Origin of the sequence: Polaromonas sp. AET17H-212, from assembly GCF_002379085.1 — a bacterium.
Taxonomy (GTDB): domain Bacteria; phylum Pseudomonadota; class Gammaproteobacteria; order Burkholderiales; family Burkholderiaceae_C; genus Polaromonas.
Map to the genome: position 1 here is coordinate 1 of NZ_NBZW01000002.1, position 25232 is coordinate 25232.

Genomic DNA, 25232 nt, shown 5'->3' on the forward strand with positions numbered 1-25232 from the left:
GCTTGCATGCACAAGTTGTTGACCATCCTGAATGCGGTCATCAAGTCAGGCAGGCCGTGGCAGGCCACCTTCGGTTGTGCACAGCTTGCCAACGCTTGAAAAAACCTCAAAATGGATTTGACTTTGAACACAGTTGCTGATCCGCTTTTACCTGCGCTCCTCGGCCCAGCCCGACGGGTGGGTAAGAAATGCGGGTTCGGGGTCGGGTGCGGGGATACATGACGCGCAAAGCGCGTCATGTCAGCGTCGAGCGGCCGTCATGTTTGCACGCGGCGGGCAGCACACGCGGCCAAATGAAGTCCCCCTCCATCGCCCAGCGGGGCGAGGGCAGGGGTTAGGGGTGGGGTGGGGAGTTGGAACTACTGTCCGGGGCAGACTGCTGTCGCAGCGTGAAGCCGCTAATCGTTGACGGAGTCGTCAGCCTCGGGCTTGCGCGGCGGCTTGGGCCGGGGCGGCGCGCTGGTGTGGATCAGCATGGTGGCTTTTTCCATCTCGCCGGCCAGCAGCTCGGGCACGGCCTTGAGTGCGCGCGCGATGCTGTCCTCGATCGCCGCGCGGTGTTCCTGGGACGGCTTCTTCAGCACCCAGTTGATGACTTCGGACTTCACGCCCGGATGGCCGACGCCGATGCGCAGGCGCCAGTAGTCGCCCGTGCCCAGCTGGGCATGGATGTCGCGCAGGCCGTTGTGCCCGGCGTGGCTGCCGCCGAACTTGAGTTTGGCCTGGCCGGGGACGATGTCGAGTTCGTCGTGGGCCACCAGGATCTCTTCGGGGGCGATCTTGAAAAAACGTGCCAGCGCCGCCACCGATTTGCCCGACAGGTTCATGAAGGTCATCGGCTCGAGCAGCCAGACGGTCTGGCCCCTGATGGTGGTGCGGGCGACGCGGCCGTGGTAGTTCTTGTCGAGGGCCAGGCTCAGCTTGAGCTCGCGCGCCAGCGCCTCGGTCCACCAGAAACCGGCGTTGTGGCGGGTCGCCTCGTATTCAGGGCCGGGGTTTCCCAAGCCTACAAAAAGTTTGATCATGCGGTGTGATGAGAGGGGAAAACGGTCTGCAGGTGGGGCCCGCCACCGGATTATGGGTGCAGCAGGACCTTCCCCCAAGAAAAACGGCCCTTGACCTCCGGGGAGGACAAGGGCCGCGGGCCTTTTCAGGCCGATGCCGTCATGAATTACTTCTTGGCAGCAGGCTTGGCAGCGTCAGCCTTGGCGCCGGCTTTGGCTTCCTTGGCGGCAGCGGCCTTGGCGGCCTTGGGATCCACAGGCACGGCAGCGGCAGCGGCGGCGGCAGCATCGGCTTCAGCTTCTTCCGAAACGGCAGAGACCGACACCAGCACCGGGTTGTCCATGCCGCCTTTGGCGACAAACTTCACGCCTTTTGGCAGCGTGATGTCCTTGACGTGCAGCGACGTGCCTTTTTTCAGGCCGCTCAGATCGACGGCGATGAATTCAGGCAGGTCTTTGGGCAGGCAGGAAATGCTCAGCTCGGTCAGCACGTGGTTGACCAGGCAGTTTTCGGCCTTGACCGCGGGGGACTCTTCCTGGCCGCTGTAGTGCAGTGGCACTTTCATGGTCAGGCGGGTCTTCGCGTCGACGCGCTGGAAGTCGATGTGCAGGACCAGTTGCTTGAACGGGTGCATCTGCAGATCGCGCAGCAAGACCTTTTGTGTCTTGCCGCCCAGTTCCATCTCGAGGACGGAAGCGTGGAAAGCTTCTTTCTTGATGGCGTGCCACAGTGCGTTGTGATCGAGTTCGATCAGCGACGGTTCACCGGTGCCACCGTAAACGATACCGGGCGTGCGGCCGGTGATGCGGAGACGGCGGCTCGCACCCGTACCCTGCTTGGCGCGCTCAAAAGCGACGAATTTCATAATCTTCTCCAAAAGAGGTGGGCCGCGACCAGCTCACCCCGACATAAAAAAGCTGCACGAATGCAGCCGGCTTTTCGCTCCGGATCAGAACAGGTTGTCCTGGTCCGAAAACAAACTCATGACCGACTCACCGTTGGCGATGCGCTGGATTGTCTCGGCAATCAGCGGCGCCACGGAGAGCTGGCGAATTTTCTTGCAGTCCTGCGCGGCCTGGCTCAGGGGAATGGTGTTGGTGATCACCACTTCGTCGAGGGCTTCGCCCTGCGCAATGCGTTCAATCGCGGGGCCCGAAAAAATCGGGTGCGTGCAATAGGCGTACACCTTTTTGGCGCCGCGCTCCTTGAGCACCTCGGCCGCCTTGACCAGCGTGCCGGCCGTGTCGATCATGTCGTCCATGATGACGCAGTTGCGCCCGTCGATGTCGCCGATCACGTGCATGACTTCGGACACATTGGCCTTGGGCCGGCGCTTGTCGATGATGGCCATGTCGCAGCCGAGCTGCTTGGCCAGCGCGCGGGCACGCACCACGCCGCCGACGTCGGGCGAGACCACCATCAGGTCGTTGTAGTTTTTCTGGCGCAGGTCGCCCAGCAGCACCGGCGAGGCATAGATGTTGTCTACCGGGATGTCGAAAAAGCCCTGGATCTGGTCGGCATGCAGGTCCATCGTCAGCACGCGCGAGACGCCGACGGCCTGCAGCATGTTGGCCACCACCTTGGCGCTGATGGGAACGCGCGCCGAACGCGGACGGCGGTCCTGCCGGGCGTAGCCGAAGTAAGGAATCACGGCGGAAATGCGTTCGGCCGAAGCACGCTTGAGCGCGTCGACCATGATCAGCAGTTCCATCAGGTTTTCGTTGGTCGGCGCGCAGGTGGACTGCACCACGAACACGTCACGCGCCCGCACATTCTGCTGAATCTCGACCGTCACTTCTCCGTCGGAGAAACGTCCCACATGGGCGGCCCCCAGCGAAATGCCCAGATGCTGGGCGATCTCGGATGCCATGGCCGGATTGGCATTGCCCGTGAAAAGCATGAAGTCGGAGTGGTGCGGTTGCATGTGTGGCCCAGCGGGTGTCTAGGAGGGGGAACGTTGCCGAATGGATAAAAGCAATAAACGCACTGAAAACACGGACGCCCTGTGTCCGTCCCATGTCAATGCGGCTTCTGGCCATTTCCTGCCCGGCCAATTCAGCGTCTGAATTGCGCAGGCAGCGCCTTCACCGGAGACACTCAACAGTCAGCGAGCACGGCCCCCGTTGTCGGGTGGCCTAAAAACTCGGACCCCCATGGGACCCGAAAATTTTGGCAGGGGTGGAAGGATTCGAACCTGCGAATGCCGGAATCAAAATCCGGTGCCTTAACCAACTTGGCGACACCCCTACACAGGTAGATTGTCGGAGCTGAAAACTGTCAAAGACAGCTGTCAGGGGACCAGCAACCAACCCTTTAATCGTTGTTTCTGGAAACACATTCCATGGCCCTTATCTTACCAACCGGCCAGAGGATGTGCATCCAGGTTGCTGCACTTGCGGACTTGCCAGTCGCCCGGGGCGACCGCTAGTTCCATCTCGTGCGGCATATGCGCAAATACAGCACTTCCCGAGCCAGTCATGCGGCCTTGCAAATGCTGCATGGAGAGCCAATCGAGGGATTGACCAACCTGCGGACACAAGGCCTGCGCGACTGGCTGCAAGTCGTTATGGCCGAATTCGTAAACAGAGCCATTTGCGTTTGCAGCAAAGCCTCGGATTGTAGCAGTTTCTGTATCGCGTTTGAGCCCGGGCGAGCGGAAAATGGCGTCGGTCGGCAGCCCGGCGGCGGGTTTGACCACCACAAAGCGGGCGGCGGGCAGGGCCAAGGGCGTGATTTTTTCGCCGACACCTTCGACCCAGGCGTGGCCGCCGCTGAGGAAAAACGGCACGTCAGCACCGAGGCCGAGGGCGATGGCCTGCAGTTGCGCGGCGGGCAGCCTGACGCCCCACAGGCGTTGCAGCGCCAGCAGGCAGCTGGCGGCATCGGACGAGCCGCCGCCCATGCCAGCCTGCGACGGAATGCGTTTTTTCAGACCGATGTGCACGCCCAGCGCGGTGCCGGACGCGTGTTGCAGTGCCCGTGCGGCACGCACCACCAGGTCTTCGGCGGGCAGCGCCTCGCTGGCCTCGCTGCCAAGGTCGGTGCGCGTGATCCGGCCATCCTGGCGCAGCTCGAAATGCAGGGTGTCACACCAGTCGATCAGCATGAACACCGACTGCAGCAGGTGGTAGCCGTCGGGGCGGCGCCCGGTGATGTGCAGAAACAGGTTGAGTTTGGCCGGCGCCGCGACATCGTAGATCGCCTTCAGCGGCGCGGCCGAGGCAGGGCGCGGCAGGCCGGCTTGCATCAAGGCGTCGCCAGCACGATGCGCAGGTCGGAGCGCGGCTGCGGCATGGTCCGGCTGGCCGAAATACGGCCCTCGGCCTGTTGCGACAGATCGGCATTCCAGCCGTCCGCGACGGTGTTTTTGCCGTCCAGCCAGTCAAACAGCGCGGGCAGCGGCACGGCTGCGCCGGTGGCTTTTTCTATCAGTTCGTCGACGCTGGCAAAGCGCTGGATCTGGTTGCCGGAATCGAGCACGGCCTCCTGCGGCGACCAGCGCAGCACGGCCAGGCTGTTGCCCAGCGGGCTGTTCAGCGTCAGTTCGCCCTGCGTGGGGTTGCCCTTGAGTTCGAAGCCGGCAAAAAAGGCCTGAGGCGGCTCGCTTTGCACCTGCAGGCTGAGGCGGCCTGACCAGAACGAAATTTTGGTGTCATTCGGGCCGACCGCCCTGGGCGGGCTGGCGCAGCCCGCCATGAAAGCTGTCGCCATCAGCAAGCCTGCCAGCAGGGCGGCGCGCCGGCGCAAGGGGGTGAACGTGACGGTCATGGGCGGTTTACAGCCTGACCCGCAGGCGCTTGAGGGTCTCCAGCAGCGTCTCGTTCTCGGCGTTGAGCAGCATGCCTTCCTTCCAGACGGCCAGTGCCCTGTCGCGCTGACCCAGGCTCCAGAGGACCTCGCCGAAATGCGCGGCGATCTCGGCGTCGGGCTTGGCCTTGTAGGCAGCTTCAAAAATGCTCAGGGCTTCGGCCTTGTTGCCCAGGCGGAACTCCACCCAGCCCAGGCTGTCCTTGATGAAGGGGTCCTCGGGTGCGTACTCCAGTGCCTTGAGGATCAGCTGTTTGGCTTCGGGCAGGCGCACGTTGCGATCGGCCAGCGAGTACCCCAGCGCGTTGTAGGCGTGGTGGTAGTCGGGCTTGCGCTCCACCACCTGGCGCAGCAGGCGTTCCATTTCCGGCAGGGCATCGAGCTTCTCGGCCATCATGGCCTGGTCGTAGAGAAGTTCGGGTTCGTCCGGGAATTGCGTGACGGCTTGCGCCAGCAACTCGTAAGCGCTGCGGTATTCCTTCTGCTCGCGCAGCAGGTTGATCTCGGCCATCAGCTTGATGCGTTTGTCATCGGGGTTGCGTTCGGGCAATTTCCGGATCAGCTGGCGGGCCTCGGCGAGTTTGCCCTGTCGGGCCAGCAGCGAAGCGCGGCGCACCTGCGCCTGGGCCAGTTCCTGCGCGTCGGGGATCTTGGCGATCCAGCTTTCCGCTGCGGCGAAATCCCGGCGTTTTTCTGCAATCTGCGCGAGCGACAGGTAGGCCTGCGACAGGCCGCGACTGGTCTGTGGCTGGGCTTCACCCTGGCTGGCCAGTTCGATATAACGCAGCAGCGACGTCTGCGCTGGCGCCAACTGGTTGTCCTGCAGCTGCAGGGAGCCCAGCACCAACCAGCCTTCGGGGTAGTCGGGCTTGTCGCGCGTGACCAGCTGCAGTTGCGTGCTGGCTTCGGCATAACGCTGGACATCGAGCAGGACGCGGGCATAGAGCATGCGTATTTCGGGCGCGGTCTTGGGGTTGCCCGCCAGGTATTTCTGGACCAGGGCCTCGGCACGCGGCAGTTTGGGATCCATCAATTCCAGTGCCAGCAAGGTCGGCCCTTCCGCCGCGGGGTCGAGCGCCTGTCCACGTTCGGCAGCCTCCAGCGCGCCAGGCAGTTCGCCGGCGGCCAGCCGCATGCGCCCGACGGCGGTCCAGGCGGCTGCGCCCGTGGCGGGGGCCTTGAGCTCGTCGGCCAGCGCCTGCTCGAGCACGCTGGCGGCGAGTTTTTTGTCGCCGACACGGGCAAAAAATCGTGGCAGGGTGATGATGGCCTGCGGGCGTTCGACCTGGGGCGTGAGCTTCACTTCATCTTTCAGCGGCTCCGTGGTCTCGGTGATGCGGTTCAGTGCCAGCAGGATTTGCAGCACATAGCGGTTGGCTTCGCGCGAGGCTGGCTGGGCCTGGCGCCAGGCCTGTGCGGCCTGCAGCGCTGCGTCGCCCGAGCGCGATTGCAGGGCAATGTCGGCTGCGCGCTGGTACAGCTGGGCGTCGTTGGTTTTGCGGGCAGCGTCCAGCATCAGTGAAAAACCGGTCGGGGCATCACCTTCCCGGGCCGTGAGTTCGCCGAGCAGCACCTCGTAGAACAGTTCCCCGTCCAGGCGGGAGGGCACGGGGGTGGCGTCCTGGGCAGCCGCCGGCGCCTCAGGCTGGGCGGCGGGTGGCACGGCCGGGGCGGGCTGGGCCCACAGCGCCGGCACTGCCAGGAAAACTGCACTGAAAACGCTGATAAGTTGTTTCATCAGACCATGATAATTGAAGCCCTGCGCCCATGTAGGTGTGTTCCGTGATTGACCCGAGTTGCCCATGCCCGAATTGCCTGAAGTCGAAGTCACCCGCCTGAGTTTTGCCAGCCGCATTGCCGGCGCAAAAATACTGGACCTGCAGATGGGCAAGCCGCTGCGCTGGCCCCTGGGCTGCGATGCTGCGCACCTGACCGGGCGCACCGTGCTTGAGGTCCGCCGGCGCGGCAAATACCTTCTGCTCGACACCACCGGCGGCCTGCTGCTGATCCATCTGGGCATGTCCGGCAGCCTGGGATTCGGGGCGGACTTGCCGCCGCCCGGAAAACACGACCATTTCGACATGCGTACCACGGCAGGCACCTTGCGGCTGCACGACCCGCGCCGCTTTGGTGCCGTGGTGTACGCGCCTGCCGAGCACGACGCTGCTGCGCAAAAGCTTCTGGGCCGGCTGGGCGTGGAACCGCTGACGGATGCGTTTGACGCGCTGGCCTTTTACCGCGCGCTGCAAGGCAGGCAGACGGCGATCAAGCAAGTGCTGCTGGCCGGCGAGATCGTTGTCGGTGTCGGCAACATCTATGCCTCGGAAGCGCTGTTCATGGCCGGCATCCGTCCGACCGTGCGGGCGGGGCGGCTGAGCAAGCCCCGCGCCGCCAGGCTGCATGCGGCGATCCGCAGCGTGTTGTCGCAAGCGCTTGCAAAAGGCGGCAGCACCCTGAAGGATTTTTCCAACGCCATGGGCGAGAGCGGCTACTTCCAGCTCGAAACCATGGTGTACGACCGGGCCGGCCTTCCCTGCAAGCTGTGTGCGGCGCCGATCCGCATGCTCCGGCAGGGCCAGCGTTCCACTTTTTACTGTGTCAACTGCCAGAAACCCTGAACACCCGTCCCGCCCGGGGCTGACCGTTTCCGGTGGGCGATGCTATATTGACCGATCTATGTCCACGGCGCACCATGTCTTTTAACCAACAATTTGACCAGCACGGCGCCTGGCGGCGCGCGTTTGCCTTGCGCCTCAAGCTTTTGTCCGAATGGATGAAGGGCCACGATCTGCTCAATGCCGCCGTGGAAGAGCGCCTGCTCCGGCTGGAGTCGCAGGTGCGCTCGGACAAGGTCATGGTGGCCTTTGTTGCCGAATTTTCGCGCGGCAAGTCCGAGCTGATCAATGCGATCTTTTTCGCCGGTTACGGCCGGCGCATCATGCCGGCCAGTGCCGGCCGCACCACCATGTGCCCGACCGAGCTGGGTTACGACGCGGACGCGCCGCCCTGCCTGCGCCTGCTGCCCATCGAGACCCGGCTCAAGCCGCAGGCCTTGATGGAGTGGCGCATGGTTCCCGAGAAATGGACACGGGTCGACCTCGATGTGAACGACCCGGTCAAGCTCTCGAAGGCGCTCGAAAAGGTGGCCGAAGTCAGCCATGTCACGCAGGACGAGGCGCGCGCGCTGGGCTTCTGGCATGACGACGCGCCGCAGGACAATCCGCGGGTCAATGCCGCCGGTCTGGTCGAGGTGCCCAAGTGGCGCCATGCGCTGATCAACATCGCCCATCCGCTGCTCAAGCAGGGGCTGGTGATTCTCGACACGCCGGGGCTCAACGCGATCGGCGCCGAGCCGGAACTCACGGTGAGCCTGATTCCGCAAGCCCATGCGGTGGTTTTCATCCTGGCGGCCGACACCGGCGTGACCAAATCCGACTTGGCCATCTGGCGTGAACACCTGATCACCGAGGGTGACGACAACGATGCCCGCCTGGTGGTGCTCAACAAGATCGACACCCTGTGGGACGCCCTGAGTTCGCCCGCGCAGATCCAGGCCCAGATCGACCGCCAGCGTGCCAGCTCGGCGGAGATTCTCGGGTTGCCGGTGGCCCAGGTCATTCCGGTCTCGGCCCAGAAAGGCCTGGTCGCCAAAGTCACAGGCGATGACAAGCTGCTGCAGGCCAGCTGCCTGCCCGGGCTGGAACTGGCGCTGGCGCAGGGCGTGATGGGGCAGCGGCAGAAAATCCTGCGCTCGGCGGTGGCCGCCGGCATTGTCGAGCTGCGTGCCGAAGCCGGCCGTGTCATCCATATCCGCCGCCGCGACCTGGCCGAGCAGATGATCGAGCTGCGCGGCCTGCGCGGCAAGAACGACTCGGTCATCAAGCACATGCGTTCGCGCATTGAGCAGGAGCAGGTCGAATTCAATGCCAGCGGCGCCAAGATACAGGCCGTGCGTTCCATCCACCTGAAACTGCTCAGGGAAGTGTTCCACCTGCTCGGCACGCCGACCCTCAAGACGGAGCTGGCGGAACTGACCCACGCACTCAAGCAGCCCGGCATCAAGCTCGGCGTCAAGAAAGCCTATGGCCAGACCTTTGCGCGGCTGCGCGAAGGCCTGCAGAAAGCCCAGACCACCAGCGCTGACATCCAGCGCATGCTGGGCGGATCGTTCAAGCAGCTCAATGCCGAGTTTGGTTTTTCCCTGCAGGCGCCCAAAGAGCCCGAAATGGGCCGTTTCCTGGTGGACCTGGAGCAGATCGAACGCAGCCACCTGCAATACCTGGGCGTGGCCAACATCCTCAAGCTGGCACGGCCGGATTTTTCCGAACGGCTGGTGCGGGCGCTGGCCACGCGGCTGCGCGTGGTTTACGAGACCGCACTGGGCGAGGTCGAGTTGTGGAACAAGTCGGCGGCCTCGCAGCTCGATGCCCAGCTCAAGGAGCGCCGGCGCAACTTCAGCCGCCGCATCGAGGCGATCGAACGCATCCAGCAGGCGGCCACCGGCCTGGACGAACGCATTGCTGAAATTGCCGCCCATGAGCGGGCGCTCGATGAACTCGACAGCAAGCTCGACGAACTGACGGACCAGCTCGTGCATGCGCCGGCAAGTCCGCATGACCCGGCGCTGGCGGCTCCTGCCGCCGCCATGATCCGGGCCGCCTGAGCGCGGGGATGACCCCAAGCTCCACGCCCGGCACCGGTGTGTCCCCGCTGCTTTCCGGGGCGACCGGGACCGGTTTGCAGGCGGCGGAACTGGGGAGCCGTTTTTCCGCCCAGGTGGTGCGCTGGCAGAAAAGCCACGGTCGCCACAGCCTGCCCTGGCAGAACACGCGTGACCCTTACCGCGTCTGGCTGTCCGAGATCATGCTGCAGCAAACGCAGGTGACCACGGTGCTTGATTACTACGCACGCTTCCTGGCGCGGTTCCCGGCGGTGGCCGATCTGGCCGCTGCCGCGCAGGACGATGTGCTGGGTTTGTGGAGCGGTCTGGGTTATTACAGCCGGGCCAGAAACCTGCACCGCTGTGCACAGGACGTCGTGCGTCTGCATGGCGGGCAGTTTCCGCAGACGGCGGAACTGCTGCAAACCCTGCCCGGCATCGGGCCTTCGACCGCAGCGGCCATCGCCTCGTTCTGCTTTTCGCAGCGGGTCGCCATTCTGGACGGCAACGTCAAGCGGGTGTTGACGCGGGTCACCGCGTTTTCCGGCGATCTGGCCTCCAGCGCGCAGGAGCGGGAACTGTGGGCCATCGCCACCGAGCTGTTGCCGCGCCGCCAACTGCCCGAGACCATGCCACGTTACACCCAGGGCCTGATGGATCTGGGCGCCACGATCTGCACGACACGCCAGCCTTCCTGCCTGCTGTGCCCGGTGCAGGGCATGTGCCGGGGCCTGGCTGGCGGCACGCCGGAACGCTTTCCGGTCAAGACCCGCAAGCTCAAGCGCAGCGCGCAGTCGCTCGCGCTGCTGTGGGCCGAAAAAGCCGACGGCAGCGTGTGGCTGGAACGGCGCGCTGCGCCCGGCATCTGGGGTGGCCTTTATTGTTTTCCGGTGTTCGACAGCGAAGAGGACTTGCTGGCGGCCTTGCCCGCGCCCCTGCAGCCCCGGCTGACGGCGATTCCGCCCTTTGTGCATGTGTTGACGCACAAGGACTTGCGCCTGTCGCCCCTGGTGCTGGCGCTGTCGGCCCGGGAGGCCAGAAGCACCCGCCTGCCGGGCACCGGTGCCTGGTTTGCGCGCGACGCCTGGGAAGCGCTGGGATTGCCGGCACCGGTCAGAAAGTTGCTCGCGCAGCGCGACGCCTGATTGCCTGTGGTTTGTGATGAAATTGGCCTCCAGCCCTTGAAGGGCGGGCGCAGGCAGCTATCAAAATCAGAGTAAATCGGCCCGCGACGGCCAGGCTCACGGGATGGCGTCGAGTTCCCGGTGGCGCTTGAGCGTGACCCAGTGCGGGCCGAAGGCCTGCGCCAGCTGCTCGACCAGGTACACCGAGCGGTGCTGGCCGCCGGTGCAGCCGATGGCCACCGTCACATAGCTGCGGTGGTCGCGGGCCAGCGCCTGCAGCCAGTGGCCGATGAACTGCTCGATATGGCGGAACATGTCGCCCACCTCGGGATAGCCTTGCAGGTAGCGCACCACCGCTTCGTCCTGGCCGGTCAGGCGGCGCAATTCCGGCTCATAGTGCGGATTGGGCAACATGCGCACGTCGAACACGTAGTCGGCATCGACCGGCACGCCGCGTTTGAAGGCAAACGATTCAAACACCAGGGTCAGCTGGGTGGCCGGTGAGGAAATCAGTGCTTTCACATAGCCCTGCAGCTGGGACGGCCGGATCATGCTGGTGTCGATGACATGGGCATGTTCGCGCAACTCGCCGAGCAGCTCACGCTCCTCGTCAATTGCATCGATCAGGGCGCGCTGTTGGTCCAGGTCTTCCCGCCGCGACAGCGGGTGCATGCGCCGGGTTTCCGAGAAGCGCCGCACCAGGGTGTCGGTGCTGGCGTCGAGAAACACCGATTGCACGGCCACGCCCTGTTCCCGCATCTGCGCCAGTTGCAGCGGCACCAGCGGCAGCGAGATGGCGCTGCGCACGTCCATCGCGATCGCCACCTTGCGGGCGCCGTGCTGCTTTTCCAGCGCGACAAAAGGCAGCAGCAGCTCCGGCGGCAGGTTGTCCACGCAGTAGTAGCCCGCGTCTTCGAGGGCATGCAGCGCGATGGATTTGCCGGAACCGGACATGCCGGTGATCAGCACCATGTCCATGTCCGCAGCCATGTCCGGAGTGGGGTCGGCGGCGGCGTTCATTGGCCCAGCATCTCCTTGGCGTGGGCCAGTGTGGTGCCAGAGAGCTTTTCGCCGCCCAGCATGCGGGCCACCTCGGCCACCCGCTGCTCGCTGTGGACCAGTTCGACGGTGCTCACGGTCTGGCCCTTGTCCGGGCGTTTGGCCACCATCAGGTGATGGTCGGCACAGGCTGCGACCTGGGGCAGGTGGGTGACGGCCATGACCTGCCGGTCCTTGCCGAGTTGTTTCATCAGGCGACCGACGGTTTCGGCCACGGCGCCGCCGACGCCGGAATCCACTTCGTCAAAAATCAGGGTTTGCGCCTGCCCGAGCTGGCTGGTGGTCACCGCGATGGCCAGTGCAATGCGCGACAACTCGCCGCCGGAGGCGACCTTGCCGACCGGCCGCGGTGTGCTGCCGCTGTGGCCGGCGACCAGAAATTCTGCTTGTTCCAGGCCGTGCTGCGCGGGCTGCTCCAGCTTGCCCAGGGCCACTTCAAACTTGCCGCCCTGCATGCCCAGGCCCTGCATCGCCTGGGTGATGGCCTGGGCCAGCAGGGGCGCGGCCTTGCTGCGCGCTTTCGACACCTGGCGTGCTGCGTCCCGGTAGGCGGCCTGGGCCAGTTGCTCGGCTTTTTCCAGACCCACGAGGTCGGCTGCCGCATCGAGTTTTTGCAGCTCGCTGCGCCAGGTGGCCAGCAGTTCCGGCAACTCGGCCGGCGTGCGTTTGTAGCGGCGTGCCAGACTGACCCACAGCGAGAGGCGCTCATCGAGTTCGGCGAGCCGCTGCGGCTCCAGCTCGGCATGCCGCGCGTAGCCATGCAGCGAATGCACGGCATCTTCAATCTGCGCCAGGGCACTGCCCAAAACCTCTGTCAGCCCTTTGAATTCGGGCTCGATATGCTCCTGATTCTGTAGCGCTGTGAGGGCGCGGCCGAGCAGGGCACTGGCGTTGTCGTCGGACTCCTGCAGCGCATCGACCGCCGTCTGCACCGCGTCGCGCAGGGCCTGCACATTGGACAGCCGGCTGTGCTGCGTGTTGAGTTCTTCCCACTCGTGCTCGCCCGGCGCCAGCTTGTCGAGTTCGCCGATCTGCCAGGCCAGGCGCTCGCGCTCGCGCTGCAGGCTGTCCTGCGCCTCACGCGCGTCAAGCAGGGCCTTGTGCGCACTGCGCCAGGCCTGCCACTGCGGCGCCAGGGCCTGGGCCGGCACGCCGGCGTAGGCATCGAGCAGGCCGCGCACCGCATCGGGCCGGGTCAGGCTTTGCCAGGCATGCTGGCCGTGGATATCGACCAGCAGGTCGGCGATCTCGCGCAGCTGGGTGGCCGTGGCCGGGCTGCCGTTGATCCAGGCCCGGCTTTTGCCCTGGGCATCGATCGTGCGGCGCAGCAGCAAGTCGTCTTCGGCGGCAAAGCCGGCCTGGTCCAGCCAGGGACCCAGCTGGGCCGGCGCGTCAAAGGTGGCGCTGATCTCGCAGCGCTGGGCGCCCTCGCGCACCACACCGGCGTCGGCGCGTGCGCCCAGGGCCAGTTGCAGGGCGTCGATCAGGATCGATTTGCCGGCGCCGGTCTCGCCGGTGAGGACGGTGAAGCCGCTGTCCAGGTCCAGCGCGAGTTCGCGCACGATGACAAAGTCGCGCAGGGCGATGTTTTTAAGACTCATACCGCACCTTCATTCCAGTGAAGTTTTTTGCGCAGGGTGTCGAAGTAGCTCCAGCCCTTGGGGTGCAAAAAGCGCATCTGGTATTCCGAGCGCCGCACCGTGATGCGATCGCCGTGCAGCAGGGTGGCCAGCGACTGCATGTCGAAATTGGCGCTGGCATCGCGGCCTGCGACAATTTCCACGGTGACCTCGCCGGTGTCGGGCAACACGATGGGGCGGTTCGACAGCGTGTGCGGCGCAATCGGCACCATGACCCAGCCGGAAATCGACGGATGCAGCAACGGGCCGCCGGCCGACAGCGCATAGGCGGTGGAGCCGGTTGGCGTGGCGATGATCAGTCCGTCGGCACGCTGGTTGGCCACAAAACGGCCATCGACTTCGACCCTGAGTTCGACCATGCCGGCTGTGGCGCCGCGGTTGACGACCACGTCGTTCATGGCGGTGGCGTTGAAGACGCAGCGGCCGTCACGCATGACCTCGGCCCGCATCATCCAGCGCCGGTCTTCTTCGTATTCGCCGCGCAGCATGGGCGCGAGCGCCGTCTGGAAATCCTCGAAGGCGATGTCGGTGATGAAGCCCAGGCGGCCCTGGTTGATGCCGACCAGCGGCACACCGAACTGGGCCAGCTGCCGGCCTATGCCCAGCATGGTGCCGTCGCCGCCGACCACCAGGGCCAGGTCGCAATGCGCTCCGACGCCGGCCACATCGAGGACCGGGTACTGCGTCAGGCCGGTGTTGCTGGCCGTGTCCTTTTCCAGCGTGACCTCGCAACCCTGCGTGTGCAGGAAGCCGGCAATTTCCTCCAGCGCCGAGCGTGAACCCTGTGCGTGGTACTTCCCGATCAGGGCGACGTGACGAAATTGCGACTTCATCGCCAAATTACATCACAACATCCTTGCCAAGCTTCGTAGAATGGCTTCATGCTTGATGAACGTGCCCGACTGTTGTTAAAAGCGCTTGTGGAGCGCTACATCGCCGACGGTCAACCGGTCGGTTCGCGCACCTTGTCCAAGGCCTCCGGGCTGGACCTGTCGCCGGCGACCATACGCAATGTCATGAGCGACCTGGAGGATCTGGGCCTGATCGTCAGCCCGCACACCTCGGCCGGCCGCATCCCGACCGCCCGCGGTTACCGCCTGTTTGTCGACACCATGCTGACCATGCAGCGCGACCAGTATTCGTCGCTCAGCGCGCTGGGTACACCCCGCCTGGCACCGGACCAGCCGCAAAAGGTCTTCAGCAACGCCGCCAACATCCTGTCGGACCTGTCGCAGTTTGTCGGTGTCGTGATGGCCCCGCGCCGCACGTCCGTGTTCCGCCATATCGAGTTTTTGCGCCTGTCCGAAAAACGCATCCTGGTCATCATCGTCTCGCCCGACGGCGACGTGCAGAACCGCGTGATCTTCACCGAGACCGACTACACCCAGAGCCAGCTCATCGAAGCGGCCAACTTCCTCAATTCGCACTACGCCGGCATGGCGATCGAGGAAGTGCGCGAGCGGCTGGTCAACGAGGTGGAAGAATTGCGCGGCGAGATCGCCAGCCTGATGCAGGCGGCGGTGCAGGTCAGCAGCGAGGCGATCGAGTCGCGCGACGAGGTGGTGATCTCGGGCGAACGCAACCTGCTGGCGGTCAGCGATTTTTCCAGCGACATGGGCAACCTGCGCAAGCTGTTCGACCTGTTCGAGCAGAAGGCCCAGCTCATGCGCCTGCTCGACGTGTCCAGCCGGGCCGAGGGCGTGCGCATCTATATTGGCGGCGAAAGCCAGGTCGTGCCCTACCAGGAGTTGTCCATCGTGACCGCACCCTACGAGGTGGACGGCAAGGTGGTGGGCACCCTGGGCGTGATCGGGCCCATGCGCATGCCCTATGAAAAAATGATCCAGATCGTCGACATCACCGCCAAGATGGTCAGCAGCGCACTGAGCCACAGCAAGTAGGGCCGGTACAATCCGCAGTGGCGACGTGGGGCGTTAGCTCAGTTGGTTAGAGCAGAGGACTCATAATCCTTTGGTCCACAGTTCAAGTCTGTGACGCCCTACCACCCAATTAATAGGCTATAATTCGAGGCTTAGCGGCTGTAGCTCAGTTGGATAGAGTACTTGGCTACGAACCAAGGGGTCGTGGGTTCAATTCCTGCCAGCCGCACCAAACGTCAAGCCCTGGAACCGCGAGGTTCCAGGGCTTTTTCGTTACGATGTTCCGATATGGACACGTTTTGACTGCCTCAGTCACTCATGAGCAAAGCCTTCACCAAAGAAACCGACACGGACGACGATGACGAGTTGTCGCTGCCGCCTTTGCCTGCGGGCGGCAAAAACTACATCACGCCCGAGGGTTATGCCCGGCTCAAGGCCGAGCTGCTGGACCTGATCGACAACGAGCGCCCCAAGGTGGTGGAGGTGGTTCACTGGGCCGCCAGCAACGGCGACCGCTCCGAAAACGGCGACTACCACTACGGCAAGAAGCGGCTGCGCGAGATCGACCGGCGCATCCGGTTTTTGACCAAGCGGCTTGAAATTGCCGAAATTTCCGACCCTGCCGTGCACCATAGCAGCGACCAGGTGTTTTTTGGTGCCACCGTCAGCTACATCGACAGCAGCGGTTCCGAGCAGACGGTGACCATCCTGGGCATTGACGAGGCGGACAGTGCGCGCAACCAGGTCAGCTGGATTTCACCGATTGCCCGTGCACTGCTCAAGGCGCGGGTCGGCGACGAAGTGAAGCTGGCGACCCCGGGCGGACTCAAGGACATCGAGGTGGTGCAGGTCAGTTATCCGGCGCCAGACGCCCCCGGTGGGCCGCGCTGACATGAACTAAACAGCCCTGGGGGGTCCGCTCAGACGCCTGGTTTGGCGCGCTGGACGCGCAACACCGACGGGGTGCGCTTGACGCTGCGCATGACGGACGCCAGGTGGATGCGGTCACGCACCGCCACATCAAAGCGCAGGTCGGTCGCATCCTGCGCCGGATCCTGCCCCATGTCCACATGCGTGATGTCGGCCTCAGCGCTGGCCAGCGCCGAAGCCACGCGGGCAAGCACGCCTTTGCCATTGGTGACCGTGACGAGCAGGCCGGTTTCAAAGGTACGGGTGGGTTCGTCCGACCAATCGACCGCAATGAAGCGCTCGCTGTCGCGGTGCTGCAGCTTTTTGGCGATGGCGCAGTCGTCCGTGTGGACCACCAGCCCTTCGCCACGGCCCAGATAACCCACGATGGCGTCGCCCGGAATGGGGCGGCAACACGCGGCAAACTTCACCGAGGCGCCTTCGCTGCCGTCCAGCACCAGCGCACCCTGCGAAATCGACTCGTGCGCGGTGTAACGCTCGCGGCTCATCAGCAAGGGGTCCGGTTTTTCGCCGGTTTCAGCCAGCAGGGTGACGATGCGCTTGGCGATCATGCTGGCAATCCGTTTGCCCAGGCCGATATCGGTGAGCAACTCGGCGCGTGTGCGATTGCCGCTGAAACGCAGGATTTTTTCCCAAGTGGCGTGGTGGGCGTCGTCGTCCTCGGACAGCCGCTCGCGGTCTATGCCCTCGGCCCGCAGGGCTTGCGCCAGCATTTTTTCGCCCAGGTCCTGCGACTCGCTCAGGGCCATGGTTTTGAGGTAATGGCGAATCTTCGATCGGGCTTTGCCGGTGCGCACAAAACCCAGCCAGGCGGGGTTGGGGCTGGAGACCGATGCGGTGATGATCTCGATCACGTCGCCGTTGTGCAGCTCCGAGCGCAGCGGAACCTGCTCGCCGTTGACTTTGGCGGCCACGGCGCGGTGGCCCACGTCGCTGTGGATGGCGTAGGCAAAATCGACAATCGTTGCGCCGCGCGGCATGGCCATGATCTGGCTTTTCGGCGTGAACACATAGACGGCGTCGGGAAACAGGTCGATCTTGACGTGGTCCCAGAATTCGGCGGCATCGCGGGTTTCGTGCTGGATGTCGAGCAGGGACTGCAGCCACTGGGTGCCCAGCCGCTGCGAAGCATCGCTGTCCGGGTCGGTGGCCTTGTAGAGCCAGTGTGCGGCAACGCCGGATTCGGCCACGATGTGCATGGCCTCGGTGCGCATCTGGAATTCGATGTTGGTGCCGAAGGGACCGACCAGCGTGGTGTGCAGCGACTGGTAGCCGTTGACCTTGGGAATCGCGATGTAGTCCTTGAACTTGCCCGGCAGCGGCTTGTAGAGCTGGTGCAACACGCCCATGGCGGTGTAGCAGGCCGTGACGTTGGCGACAATGACGCGAAAGCCGTAGATGTCCGTCACCTGGGCAAACGACAGGTGTTTTTCGTCCATCTTGCGATAGATCGAATAGAGCGCTTTTTCGCGCCCGTAGATATGCACCTGGATGCCGGCGCTGGCAAACGCTGCTTCCACTTCGGACTGCACCCGCTTGATCACATCGCGCCGGCGGCCGCGGGCGCGGGCCAGGGCCTTGGTCAGCGTGGCGTAGCGCCAGGGGTACAGGTGCTGGAAGGCCAGGTCCTGCAACTCGCGGTAGGTGGCGTTCAGGCCCAGGCGGTGCGCAATCGGCGCATAGATGTCCAGGGTCTCGCGCGAAATGCGGTTCCACTTGCTGCGCGGCACGTCGCTGAGCGTGCGCATGTTGTGGCTGCGGTCCGCCAGCTTGATCAGGATGACGCGCACATCGCGGGCCATCGCCAGCAGCATCTTGCGGAACGATTCGGCCTGGTTTTCCTCGCGGGTGTTGAACTCCAGCTTTTCCAGCTTGGTCAGGCCGTCCACCAGTTCCGCGACCGGCGCGCCAAAACGCTCGATCAGCTCCGGCTTGGTGACGCCGCAGTCCTCGATCGCATCGTGCAGCAGGGCGGCCATCAGGGCCTGTGCGTCCAGCTTCCATTCGGCGCACTGCTGCGCCACGGCGATCGGATGGGTGATGTAGGGCAGGCCGCCGTTGCGTATCTGGCCCAGATGCGCTTCATCGGCAAAGCGGTAGGCGGTCCGGACGTTGTTGACGTCCTCGGCGCTCATGTAGTCCAGCTTGGCCGTGAGCGCAGCAAAACTCGCCGCGGCTGCGTTGGCGGCAGCCGGGGTGGACTTGACGTTTGCGATGGGGAAATCCAGGGCGCTCATGCCTTAAATGTATCGTGGTGCCGGTAAAACGTGCAAAAAGCGGGCATTACACGACCTTGGGAAAACAAAAAAGCACCGCAGGCGGTGCTTTTTGGAGGAGAGGGCGGGCGCCTCAGCTGGGGACTTTTTTCAGCATTTCGAGGCCGATTTTGCCCTCGGCAATTTCGCGCAAGGCGGTCACGCCAGGCTTGTTCTTGCTCTCGATTTTGGGGGCATGGCCCTGGCTGAGCATGCGCGCGCGGTAGGTCGCGGCCAGAACGAGCTGGAAGCGGTTGGGGATTTTTTCCAGGCAGTCTTCAACAGTGATGCGGGCCATGATGATCTCCGGGTTAGATGCAATAGGGGGAATGAAGCAGCAGCAGGTCAGGCAATGTGCAGGGCCTGGAAGGTCTCGGCGCGGGCACGTCTTTGGGCTGCAAACTTGAGCCGCTGGGCATGAACAATGGTTTTCAGGTCGAAAACGGCTCGTTCAAATAACTCGTTGATTATAACGAAATCGAATTCATGGGCCTGGGCCATCTCGACGGCCGCGTTTTTAAGCCGCAATTCGATCACTTCCGGCGTATCCTCGCCGCGCCGCTCCAGCCGTGAGCGCAGCTCTTCCCAGCTCGGCGGCAGGATGAAGATCAGCACCGCGTTGTTGAAAATACGCTTGATGTTGATCGCGCCCTGAAAATCGATTTCCAGGATGACATCGGCACCGGTCGCCACGCGTTCCTCGATCGTCTGTCGCGAGGTGCCGTAGCGGTGGCCATGCACATGCGCCCACTCCAGGAAGGAGTCCCGCAGCACCATGCCGTCAAACTCCTCGGGCGAAATGAAGAAGTATTCGCGGCCGTGTTTCTCCTGTCCGCGCGGCGGCCGGGTGGTGTGTGACACCGCCGGCTGCACCCGCGCATCGAGCTCCATCAGGGCCTTGACCAGGCTGGATTTTCCGGCCCCGCTGGGTGCAGCGACAACAAACAGGTTTCCGGGATAGTCCATGGCGTCAGGTTCTTGTAGATGGGTTGATTCAGGGCCGGGCGGGCCTCATTCGATGTTCTGGACCTGCTCGCGGATCTGCTCGATCAGCACCTTCATGTCCACCGAGACATGGGTGAGCTCCAGCGACCCGGATTTGGAGCCCAGCGTGTTGGCTTCACGGTGCAGCTCCTGGATCAGGAAGTCGAGCCGTTTGCCGACTTCGCCGCCAGCGGCCAGCAGCCGGTCGATTTCGTCCAGATGGGACGACAGCCGCGTGATTTCCTCCGCCACATCGATGCGTATCGCAAAGGAGGTGGCTTCCGTCAGGGCCCGGTCCTGTGCCGCCTCGGGCAGGGTGCTGCCGCCGCCCAGCGCCATGGCTTCCTGCCAGCGTTCCATGAAGCGGATTTTTTGCTGCTCGACCAGCTTGGGCACCATGGGCACGGCCGAGGCTGCCAGCGCCCGCAACTGCGCCGTGCGGTCCAGCAGCATCTGCGCCAACCGGGCGCCTTCACGCTCCCGGGCCGCCAGCAGGTCCTTCAGGGCTTTTTTGGACAGCTTGAGCAACTCGTCACTGTAGTCGTGGGTGGTCTTGTCTTCGCCGCTCGCCAGCCGCAGCACATCGGCCACGCTCAGGGCCGCGGCGTGGGGCAGCCAGGATTTCACCGTGTCTTCCAGCGAACCCAGTCGCTGCAGCGTGCTGGCCGCCGGGGCGCGCAGGCTGCTGCCGGAGCTGCTCTCCAGCGAGACACGCATTTCAATCTTGCCGCGCTTGAGCTTGCCGGTCAGCAGTTCGCGCAGGGCGGGTTCGGTCTGGCGCAGCTCATCGGGCAGGCGGAAGGCCAGATCCAGAAAGCGGCTGTTGACCGAGCGTATCTCCACGCCCAGGCGTGCGCTGGCGTCCGTCCCGGCGTCCGTTTCCGGGGCATTTCGCGCAGGGGTGGATTGGACGGCTGCATAGCCAGTCATGCTGTAAACTGACATTTAGTAATACGCTTTTGTAGAGAAACAGGACTTGGTGATCCCGTCACCTTGCTTAATCCCGAATTATGTCAAAGGTCAAGCCCGCGTCACTTCCACCCGATACCGTCATTGGTGGCTATCGCGTGGTGCGCAAGCTGTCGGCCGGCGGGTTTGGGGTAGTTTACTTGGCTGTTGACAATGAGGGCCAGCAGGTCGCCATCAAGGAGTACCTGCCGTCTTCGCTGGCCAGCCGCCCGCCGGGCGAGTTGCTGCCCCAGGTGCAGCCCGAAAAGCTGTCGCTGTACCGGCTGGGCCTGAAAAGTTTCTTCGAGGAAGGCCGGTCGCTGGCCCAGATCTCGCACGCGTCCGTGGTGAGCGTGCTGAACTTCTTCCGCGAAAACGAAACCGTCTACATGGTGATGAACTACCTGGAGGGCGGCACCCTGCAGGATTTCATCATCACCGCACGCGAGCTCAAAAAGCAGAAGGTGTTTCGCGAGTCGACCATCCGCTCGCTGTTCGACGAGATCCTGCGCGGGCTGCGCATCGTGCACCAGCACAAGATGCTGCACCTGGACATCAAGCCGGCCAACATCTTCGTGACCGACGACAACAAGGCCGTGATGATCGACTTTGGCGCCGCCCGCGAGGTGCTGAGCAAGGAAGGCAATTTCATCCGCCCCATGTACACCCCGGGGTTTGCTGCGCCCGAGATGTACCGGCGTGATTCGTCGATGGGGCCGTGGACCGACATTTACGCGATCGGCGCCTGTATTTACGCAACCATGCAGGGTTATCCGCCCAACGACGCGCCGCAGCGGCTTGAAAAAGACCGTCTGTCGCTTGCACTGTCCCGCTTGCGCGGTGTGTATTCCGACAACCTCATCGAAGTGGTTGAATGGTGCATGTCACTCGATCCCTTGTCGCGGCCGCAATCGGTTTTTGCCCTGCAGAAAGAACTCAGCCGCGAGGGTGAGCGGCGCTACACCAAGCTGACCGTCGGCGAAAAAATGCGGCTGCAGTTTGACAACATGGTGTCAGACACCAAGAAAACCGCGCGCAAGGCCACTGGCTTTGCGACGAAATTCAAATGAAATTCTCGGTCTTTCAGGTCAGTCGCAAGGGCGGTCGCGAGAAAAACGAAGACCGCATGGGGTACTGCTACACCCGCGAGTCAGGCCTGTTTGTGCTGGCCGACGGCATGGGCGGCCACCCTGAAGGCGAGGTCGCGGCCCAGCTGGCGCTGCAGACCATTTCTGCGCTGTACCAGAAGGAAGCCCGGCCGCTGGTCAGGGACACCACCGAATTCCTCTCGTCGGCCCTGATGGCAGCGCACCACCAGATCATCCGTTATGCCAGCGAAAAAGGCATGCTTGACACGCCGCGCACCACGGTGGTGGCGGCCATCCTGCAGGGCTCGGGCGCGACCTGGGTCCATTGCGGCGACTCGCGGCTCTACGTGGTGCGTGACGGCGAACTGCTGACGCGCACACGCGACCACTCCTACCTGGAGCAGCAAAACGCCGGCATCATCAAACTCGAGCGCCTGAACCGCAACATTTTGTTCACCTGCCTGGGCTCCCCGTCCAAGCCGGTGTTCGACATCGCCGGCCCGGTGGTCCTGCAGCAGGGCGACAAGCTGATGCTCTGCTCCGACGGCCTGTGGGGCACACTGACCGACGCTGAAATTGTGCGCCACATGGCGGGCAACAGCGTGTCTGACGCCGTGCCCGACATGGTCGAACATGCGCTGCGCAATGGCGGCGAGCACAGCGACAACGTCACCGTGCTGGCCATGGAGTGGGAAACGCCCGACGCCTTCGAATCGACGCGCGGCGTCTCGACCGACAGCATCATGGACGGCGTGTTCGCATCAACCATCCAGGCCGGCGTGCTCGACTCCAGCGTCGAAGACCTTGACGATGCAGCGATCGAACGCTCCATCGCCGAAATCAACGAGGCGATACGCCGCTCTGCGGCAAAAAAGGCCTGAGTTCCCGGCCTGGCCGCCATGGGCCCAGGTGCTGCCTTGAGCCTGACTTTCCCCTTCTTTCCCTCTTTCCTCCCTCTTTTTTTGTCTCCCGGGCGTAGCGACGCCAGAAAGCCCTGACCATGAGTTCATTTTCGCGAAGCAGCGCCCGTGCCGCCGACCAGTTGCGCCCGGTGCGCATCACCCGCGCCTACACCGCTTATGCCGAAGGCTCGGTCCTGATCGAGTTTGGCGCGACCCGGGTGTTGTGCACCGCCTCGGTCGAGGAAAAAGTGCCGAGCCACAAAAAAGGCAGCGGCGAGGGCTGGGTCACGGCTGAATACGGCATGCTGCCGCGCGCCACCCACACCCGCAGCGACCGCGAAGCCGCGCGCGGCAAGCAGAGCGGGCGCACGCAGGAAATCCAGCGCCTGATCGGCCGCTCGATGCGCGCGGTGTTTGACCTGAAAAAACTCGGCGAACGCACCATTCACCTGGACTGCGACGTGATCCAGGCCGACGGCGGCACCCGCACGGCCAGCATCACCGGCGCCTTTGTTGCGGCGCAGGACGCCGTCAACAAGCTGCTGGCCGAAGGCAAGCTCAAGGAAACGCCGATCATCGGTCACGTGGCCGCGATTTCCGTCGGCATCGTGCAGGGCACGCCCTTGCTCGACCTCGAATACATTGAAGACGTGAGCTGCGATACCGACATGAACGTGGTGATGACCGGCGCCGGCCATTACGTCGAGGTGCAGGGCACCGCCGAAGGCGCGGCCTTTTCGCGCCAGGAAATGGACGCGCTGCTGCTGCTGGCTGAAAAAGGCATCAGCGAGCTGGTTGCGCTGCAGCAGCAGTCGCTCCTGAATTGATAGCTGCTTGCGTACGTATTGATTGGGCTGAGGCCATATTTTGTTTATGAAAATCGTCCTTGCATCGAACAACCCCGGAAAACTGGCCGAATTGCAGGCCATGCTGGCGCCGCTGGGCGTGACGCTGGTGAAACAGGCCGACCTGGGCATTCCCGAGGCCGAGGAACCCTTTCGAACCTTTGTCGAAAACGCCCTGGCCAAGGCGCGTCACGCGTCGCGCCTGAGCGGCCTGCCGGCACTGGCCGACGACGCCGGCCTGTGTGTCGATGCCTTCGGCGGCCTGCCGGGCGTGGACACGGCTTTTTATGCCACGCAATTCGGCTACGACAAAGGCGACGACAACAATGTGCGCGCCCTGCTCGAGCAGATGGCCGGACTAACCGATCGACGCGCCGCCCTGGTCAGCACGCTGGTGGCGCTGCGGTCTGCCGACGACCCGGAGCCGCTGATTGCGGTGGGCCGTGTCAGCGGCGAGATCGCGCGCGCGCCGGCCGGCAGCAACGGTTTTGGTTTTGACCCAGTGATGTTCATCCCGGCCTTCGGCAAGACCTTTGCCGAGCTTCCGGTCGACGTCAAAAACGCCAACAGCCACCGCGGCATGGCGGCGCGCCAGATGATGGACCTGATGCGCGAGCGCTGGTTGTGAACATGTTCGTTTTCTTCTCATGACTTTCCCCATTCCTGTTGTCAGCGCGCCACCCGGGGAGGAAACCGGGGCGGGGCTCAAGGACATCCAGCACTACATGCGGGACGGCACGCTGCAGCTCAGCGCCTTGCCGCCGCTGTCGCTGTACGTGCACTTGCCCTGGTGCCTGAAGAAGTGCCCCTACTGCGATTTCAATTCGCACGAGGCGCAGGGCGAGCTGCCCGAGCAGCGTTACCTCGATGCGCTGATGGCCGACCTCGAAGCCTCGCTGCCGCTGATCTGGGGCCGCACGGTGCACAGCATCTTCATTGGCGGCGGCACACCCAGCCTGTTTTCGCCGCAGGCCATCGACCGCCTGCTGGGCGACATCCGCGCGCGGCTGCGGCTGGAGCCCGACTGCGAAATCACGCTGGAAGCCAACCCCGGCACGTTTGAGAAACACCGTTTCAAGGCCTTTCGCAGCGCCGGTGTCACGCGCCTGTCGGTTGGCGTGCAGAGCTTTGACGACAGGCACCTGAAAGCTTTGGGCCGCGTGCATGACCGCGCCCAGGCGCTGGCCGCCGTTGAAGAGGCCGCGCAGGCTTTCGACACCTTCAACCTCGACATCATGTATGCGCTGCCGGGCCAGACGCTGGAGAACCTGGAGCAGGACATGCGGCAGGCGCTGGCGCTGCAGCCGCCACATATCTCGATTTACCACCTGACGGTCGAACCCAACACGTATTTCGCCAAGTACCCGCCAGCGCTGCCTGAAGAGGACGTCGCCTACGCGATGCTGGACCGCATCACCGAACTGACCGGGGTGGCCGGCATGGACCGGTACGAAATCTCGGCCTACGCCAAGTCCGGCCACCGCTGCCTGCACAACCTGAACTACTGGAAGTTCGGCGACTACCTCGGCATAGGCGCCGGTGCCCACAGCAAGCTCAGTTTTGCGCACCGCGTGGTGCGCCAGGTGCGCTTTCGCGAGCCCAGGCTCTACATGGACAAGGCGCTCGCCGGAACCCCGGTGGCGCAGGACCACGAAGTCAGCCGCGCCGAGCTGCCGTTTGAGTTCATGCTCAACGCCCTGCGCCTGCGCGAGGGCTTCAAGCTGCAGGACTTTTCAGACAGAACCGGCCTGCCATTGACGGCCATCCAGGCCGGGCTGGACGAGGCCGAACGCAGGGGCCTGATCGAGCGCGACTTTGCGCGGGTCAGGCCAACCGAGCGTGGCTTTGACTTCCTGAACGATCTGCAGATGCTGTTTCTGGATCCTGACCAGTCATAAACCGGCTGTTCGCTTTTTGGGCAGCGGCCGGCATTTGACGCAAGCAGTCTCTCTCAGGTAGGCATTGCATGCCCAGGGATACGGACCCAAGACTCGGTCGGCATTCCCTCGTGAATTTGTAGTGTTGCTTTTTTGCGAAATGACGGTGATTGTTGCTATCTTCCTACAAATCGACGACGGATGCCCACCCATATTAGTCACTGATTG

General features: G+C 63.9%; 23 protein-coding genes and 3 tRNA genes. 12 read left to right on the forward strand and 14 right to left on the reverse strand.

What is annotated here, in order from left to right; genetic code table 11:
• Positions 1 to 398: 398 nt before the first annotated feature.
• From pth to B7G53_RS02205, 7 genes are all read right to left on the reverse strand, one after another.
• Positions 399 to 1025, reverse strand: coding sequence for an aminoacyl-tRNA hydrolase (gene pth, locus B7G53_RS02175; RefSeq protein WP_096662889.1), 627 nt, complete (start codon positions 1023 to 1025; stop codon positions 399 to 401).
• 146 nt (positions 1026 to 1171) lie between these two features.
• Positions 1172 to 1870 carry a 50S ribosomal protein L25/general stress protein Ctc gene (locus B7G53_RS02180; RefSeq protein WP_096662892.1) on the reverse strand — a complete coding sequence of 233 codons (699 nt, stop codon included), beginning with the start codon at positions 1868 to 1870 and terminating at the stop codon, positions 1172 to 1174.
• Positions 1871 to 1954: 84 nt separating this feature from the next.
• Complete coding sequence (locus tag B7G53_RS02185; protein WP_096662895.1) at positions 1955 to 2929, reverse strand: ribose-phosphate pyrophosphokinase; 975 nt, start codon at positions 2927 to 2929, stop codon at positions 1955 to 1957.
• A 246-nt stretch (positions 2930 to 3175) separates the two neighbouring features.
• Positions 3176 to 3252: transfer RNA gene (locus B7G53_RS02190), tRNA-Gln, on the reverse strand.
• 106 nt (positions 3253 to 3358) lie between these two features.
• Positions 3359 to 4213: a 4-(cytidine 5'-diphospho)-2-C-methyl-D-erythritol kinase gene (gene ispE, locus B7G53_RS02195; protein WP_096663799.1), complete on the reverse strand. Its 855-nt coding sequence runs from the start codon at positions 4211 to 4213 to the stop codon at positions 3359 to 3361.
• 38 nt (positions 4214 to 4251) lie between these two features.
• Positions 4252 to 4773, reverse strand: a complete 522-nt coding sequence (locus tag B7G53_RS02200; protein WP_096662898.1) for a lipoprotein insertase outer membrane protein LolB — start codon at positions 4771 to 4773, stop codon at positions 4252 to 4254.
• A 7-nt stretch (positions 4774 to 4780) separates the two neighbouring features.
• The gene (locus B7G53_RS02205; protein WP_096662901.1) at positions 4781 to 6550 is read right to left on the reverse strand and encodes a tetratricopeptide repeat protein; all 1770 of its coding nucleotides are present in this window, start codon (positions 6548 to 6550) and stop codon (positions 4781 to 4783) included.
• A gap of 64 nt (positions 6551 to 6614) precedes the next feature.
• Between B7G53_RS02205 and mutM the strand changes: the two genes are divergently transcribed.
• The 3 genes from mutM (at position 6615) to mutY (ending at position 10617) form a co-directional block, all read left to right on the forward strand.
• Positions 6615 to 7430 (forward strand): bifunctional DNA-formamidopyrimidine glycosylase/DNA-(apurinic or apyrimidinic site) lyase, encoded by an 816-nt coding sequence (mutM, locus tag B7G53_RS02210; protein ID WP_096662904.1) that lies wholly within the window; start codon positions 6615 to 6617, stop codon positions 7428 to 7430.
• Positions 7431 to 7504: 74 nt separating this feature from the next.
• Complete coding sequence (locus tag B7G53_RS02215; RefSeq protein WP_096662907.1) at positions 7505 to 9475, forward strand: dynamin family protein; 1971 nt, start codon at positions 7505 to 7507, stop codon at positions 9473 to 9475.
• Between the two features lie 8 nt (positions 9476 to 9483).
• Entirely contained in the window at positions 9484 to 10617 is a 1134-nt protein-coding gene (mutY, locus tag B7G53_RS02220; protein WP_096662910.1) for an A/G-specific adenine glycosylase, read from the forward strand.
• A gap of 96 nt (positions 10618 to 10713) precedes the next feature.
• Here the strand turns inward: mutY and rapZ are convergent, their stop codons facing one another.
• Genes rapZ through B7G53_RS02235 form a run of 3 tightly spaced genes read right to left on the reverse strand, consistent with a single transcriptional unit; the run spans position 10714 to position 14128 of the window.
• Positions 10714 to 11586: an RNase adapter RapZ gene (rapZ, locus tag B7G53_RS02225; RefSeq protein WP_096663802.1), complete on the reverse strand. Its 873-nt coding sequence runs from the start codon at positions 11584 to 11586 to the stop codon at positions 10714 to 10716.
• Positions 11587 to 11612: 26 nt separating this feature from the next.
• On the reverse strand, positions 11613 to 13256 hold the full coding sequence (recN, locus tag B7G53_RS02230; RefSeq protein WP_096662913.1) for a DNA repair protein RecN: 1644 nt from the start codon (positions 13254 to 13256) through the stop codon (positions 11613 to 11615).
• Positions 13253 to 14128: an NAD kinase gene (locus tag B7G53_RS02235; RefSeq protein WP_096662916.1), complete on the reverse strand. Its 876-nt coding sequence runs from the start codon at positions 14126 to 14128 to the stop codon at positions 13253 to 13255. Before B7G53_RS02235 ends, recN begins: the two co-directional genes overlap by 4 nt.
• Positions 14129 to 14176: 48 nt before the next feature.
• Here B7G53_RS02235 and hrcA point away from each other — a divergent pair, with 48 nt between their 5' ends.
• From hrcA to greB, 4 genes are all read left to right on the forward strand, one after another.
• Positions 14177 to 15196: a heat-inducible transcriptional repressor HrcA gene (gene hrcA / locus B7G53_RS02240; RefSeq protein WP_096662919.1), complete on the forward strand. Its 1020-nt coding sequence runs from the start codon at positions 14177 to 14179 to the stop codon at positions 15194 to 15196.
• 27 nt (positions 15197 to 15223) lie between these two features.
• Positions 15224 to 15300 (forward strand) — tRNA-Ile (locus B7G53_RS02245).
• A gap of 30 nt (positions 15301 to 15330) precedes the next feature.
• Positions 15331 to 15407: transfer RNA gene (locus tag B7G53_RS02250), tRNA-Arg, on the forward strand.
• Between the two features lie 86 nt (positions 15408 to 15493).
• Positions 15494 to 16066 carry a transcription elongation factor GreB gene (greB, locus tag B7G53_RS02255; protein WP_096662922.1) on the forward strand — a complete coding sequence of 191 codons (573 nt, stop codon included), beginning with the start codon at positions 15494 to 15496 and terminating at the stop codon, positions 16064 to 16066.
• A gap of 29 nt (positions 16067 to 16095) precedes the next feature.
• Here the strand turns inward: greB and B7G53_RS02260 are convergent, their stop codons facing one another.
• The 4 genes from B7G53_RS02260 to B7G53_RS02275 form a co-directional block, all read right to left on the reverse strand.
• Positions 16096 to 18342: a RelA/SpoT family protein gene (locus tag B7G53_RS02260; protein ID WP_096662925.1), complete on the reverse strand. Its 2247-nt coding sequence runs from the start codon at positions 18340 to 18342 to the stop codon at positions 16096 to 16098.
• Between the two features lie 112 nt (positions 18343 to 18454).
• Positions 18455 to 18658, reverse strand: coding sequence for a DNA-directed RNA polymerase subunit omega (rpoZ, locus tag B7G53_RS02265; protein WP_096662930.1), 204 nt, complete (start codon positions 18656 to 18658; stop codon positions 18455 to 18457).
• A gap of 47 nt (positions 18659 to 18705) precedes the next feature.
• Positions 18706 to 19326: a guanylate kinase gene (gene gmk, locus B7G53_RS02270; protein ID WP_096662934.1), complete on the reverse strand. Its 621-nt coding sequence runs from the start codon at positions 19324 to 19326 to the stop codon at positions 18706 to 18708.
• Between the two features lie 45 nt (positions 19327 to 19371).
• Positions 19372 to 20289: a YicC/YloC family endoribonuclease gene (locus B7G53_RS02275; RefSeq protein ID WP_096662937.1), complete on the reverse strand. Its 918-nt coding sequence runs from the start codon at positions 20287 to 20289 to the stop codon at positions 19372 to 19374.
• 65 nt (positions 20290 to 20354) lie between these two features.
• Here B7G53_RS02275 and B7G53_RS02280 point away from each other — a divergent pair, with 65 nt between their 5' ends.
• The 5 genes from B7G53_RS02280 to hemW all read left to right on the forward strand — a co-directional run bounded on the left by B7G53_RS02280 (position 20355) and on the right by hemW (position 25025).
• Entirely contained in the window at positions 20355 to 21362 is a 1008-nt protein-coding gene (locus B7G53_RS02280; RefSeq protein ID WP_096662942.1) for a serine/threonine protein kinase, read from the forward strand.
• On the forward strand, positions 21359 to 22261 hold the full coding sequence (locus B7G53_RS02285; RefSeq protein WP_096662945.1) for a PP2C family protein-serine/threonine phosphatase: 903 nt from the start codon (positions 21359 to 21361) through the stop codon (positions 22259 to 22261). The genes B7G53_RS02280 and B7G53_RS02285 overlap by 4 nt, the downstream gene beginning before the upstream one ends.
• A 119-nt stretch (positions 22262 to 22380) precedes the next feature.
• Positions 22381 to 23109: a ribonuclease PH gene (gene rph, locus B7G53_RS02290; protein ID WP_096662948.1), complete on the forward strand. Its 729-nt coding sequence runs from the start codon at positions 22381 to 22383 to the stop codon at positions 23107 to 23109.
• Positions 23110 to 23155: 46 nt separating this feature from the next.
• Positions 23156 to 23755 (forward strand): RdgB/HAM1 family non-canonical purine NTP pyrophosphatase, encoded by a 600-nt coding sequence (rdgB, locus tag B7G53_RS02295; protein ID WP_096662951.1) that lies wholly within the window; start codon positions 23156 to 23158, stop codon positions 23753 to 23755.
• A gap of 19 nt (positions 23756 to 23774) precedes the next feature.
• Positions 23775 to 25025, forward strand: coding sequence for a radical SAM family heme chaperone HemW (hemW, locus tag B7G53_RS02300; protein ID WP_096662954.1), 1251 nt, complete (start codon positions 23775 to 23777; stop codon positions 25023 to 25025).
• The last annotated feature ends 207 nt before the right edge of the window (positions 25026 to 25232 follow it).

Coding starts and splice junctions, on each gene's coding strand:
- pth (WP_096662889.1), bottom strand. CDS start 1,025: ATGATCAAACTTTTTGTAGGCTTGGGAAACCCCGGCCCTGAATACGAG.
- B7G53_RS02180 (WP_096662892.1), bottom strand. CDS start 1,870: ATGAAATTCGTCGCTTTTGAGCGCGCCAAGCAGGGTACGGGTGCGAGC.
- B7G53_RS02185 (WP_096662895.1), bottom strand. CDS start 2,929: ATGCAACCGCACCACTCCGACTTCATGCTTTTCACGGGCAATGCCAAT.
- B7G53_RS02200 (WP_096662898.1), bottom strand. CDS start 4,773: ATGACCGTCACGTTCACCCCCTTGCGCCGGCGCGCCGCCCTGCTGGCA.
- B7G53_RS02205 (WP_096662901.1), bottom strand. CDS start 6,550: ATGAAACAACTTATCAGCGTTTTCAGTGCAGTTTTCCTGGCAGTGCCG.
- mutM (WP_096662904.1), top strand. CDS start 6,615: ATGCCCGAATTGCCTGAAGTCGAAGTCACCCGCCTGAGTTTTGCCAGC.
- B7G53_RS02215 (WP_096662907.1), top strand. CDS start 7,505: ATGTCTTTTAACCAACAATTTGACCAGCACGGCGCCTGGCGGCGCGCG.
- mutY (WP_096662910.1), top strand. CDS start 9,484: ATGACCCCAAGCTCCACGCCCGGCACCGGTGTGTCCCCGCTGCTTTCC.
- rapZ (WP_096663802.1), bottom strand. CDS start 11,586: ATGGCTGCGGACATGGACATGGTGCTGATCACCGGCATGTCCGGTTCC.
- recN (WP_096662913.1), bottom strand. CDS start 13,256: ATGAGTCTTAAAAACATCGCCCTGCGCGACTTTGTCATCGTGCGCGAA.
- B7G53_RS02235 (WP_096662916.1), bottom strand. CDS start 14,128: ATGAAGTCGCAATTTCGTCACGTCGCCCTGATCGGGAAGTACCACGCA.
- hrcA (WP_096662919.1), top strand. CDS start 14,177: ATGCTTGATGAACGTGCCCGACTGTTGTTAAAAGCGCTTGTGGAGCGC.
- greB (WP_096662922.1), top strand. CDS start 15,494: ATGAGCAAAGCCTTCACCAAAGAAACCGACACGGACGACGATGACGAG.
- B7G53_RS02260 (WP_096662925.1), bottom strand. CDS start 18,342: ATGAGCGCCCTGGATTTCCCCATCGCAAACGTCAAGTCCACCCCGGCT.
- rpoZ (WP_096662930.1), bottom strand. CDS start 18,658: ATGGCCCGCATCACTGTTGAAGACTGCCTGGAAAAAATCCCCAACCGC.
- gmk (WP_096662934.1), bottom strand. CDS start 19,326: ATGGACTATCCCGGAAACCTGTTTGTTGTCGCTGCACCCAGCGGGGCC.
- B7G53_RS02275 (WP_096662937.1), bottom strand. CDS start 20,289: ATGTCAGTTTACAGCATGACTGGCTATGCAGCCGTCCAATCCACCCCT.
- B7G53_RS02280 (WP_096662942.1), top strand. CDS start 20,355: ATGTCAAAGGTCAAGCCCGCGTCACTTCCACCCGATACCGTCATTGGT.
- B7G53_RS02285 (WP_096662945.1), top strand. CDS start 21,359: ATGAAATTCTCGGTCTTTCAGGTCAGTCGCAAGGGCGGTCGCGAGAAA.
- rph (WP_096662948.1), top strand. CDS start 22,381: ATGAGTTCATTTTCGCGAAGCAGCGCCCGTGCCGCCGACCAGTTGCGC.
- rdgB (WP_096662951.1), top strand. CDS start 23,156: ATGAAAATCGTCCTTGCATCGAACAACCCCGGAAAACTGGCCGAATTG.
- hemW (WP_096662954.1), top strand. CDS start 23,775: ATGACTTTCCCCATTCCTGTTGTCAGCGCGCCACCCGGGGAGGAAACC.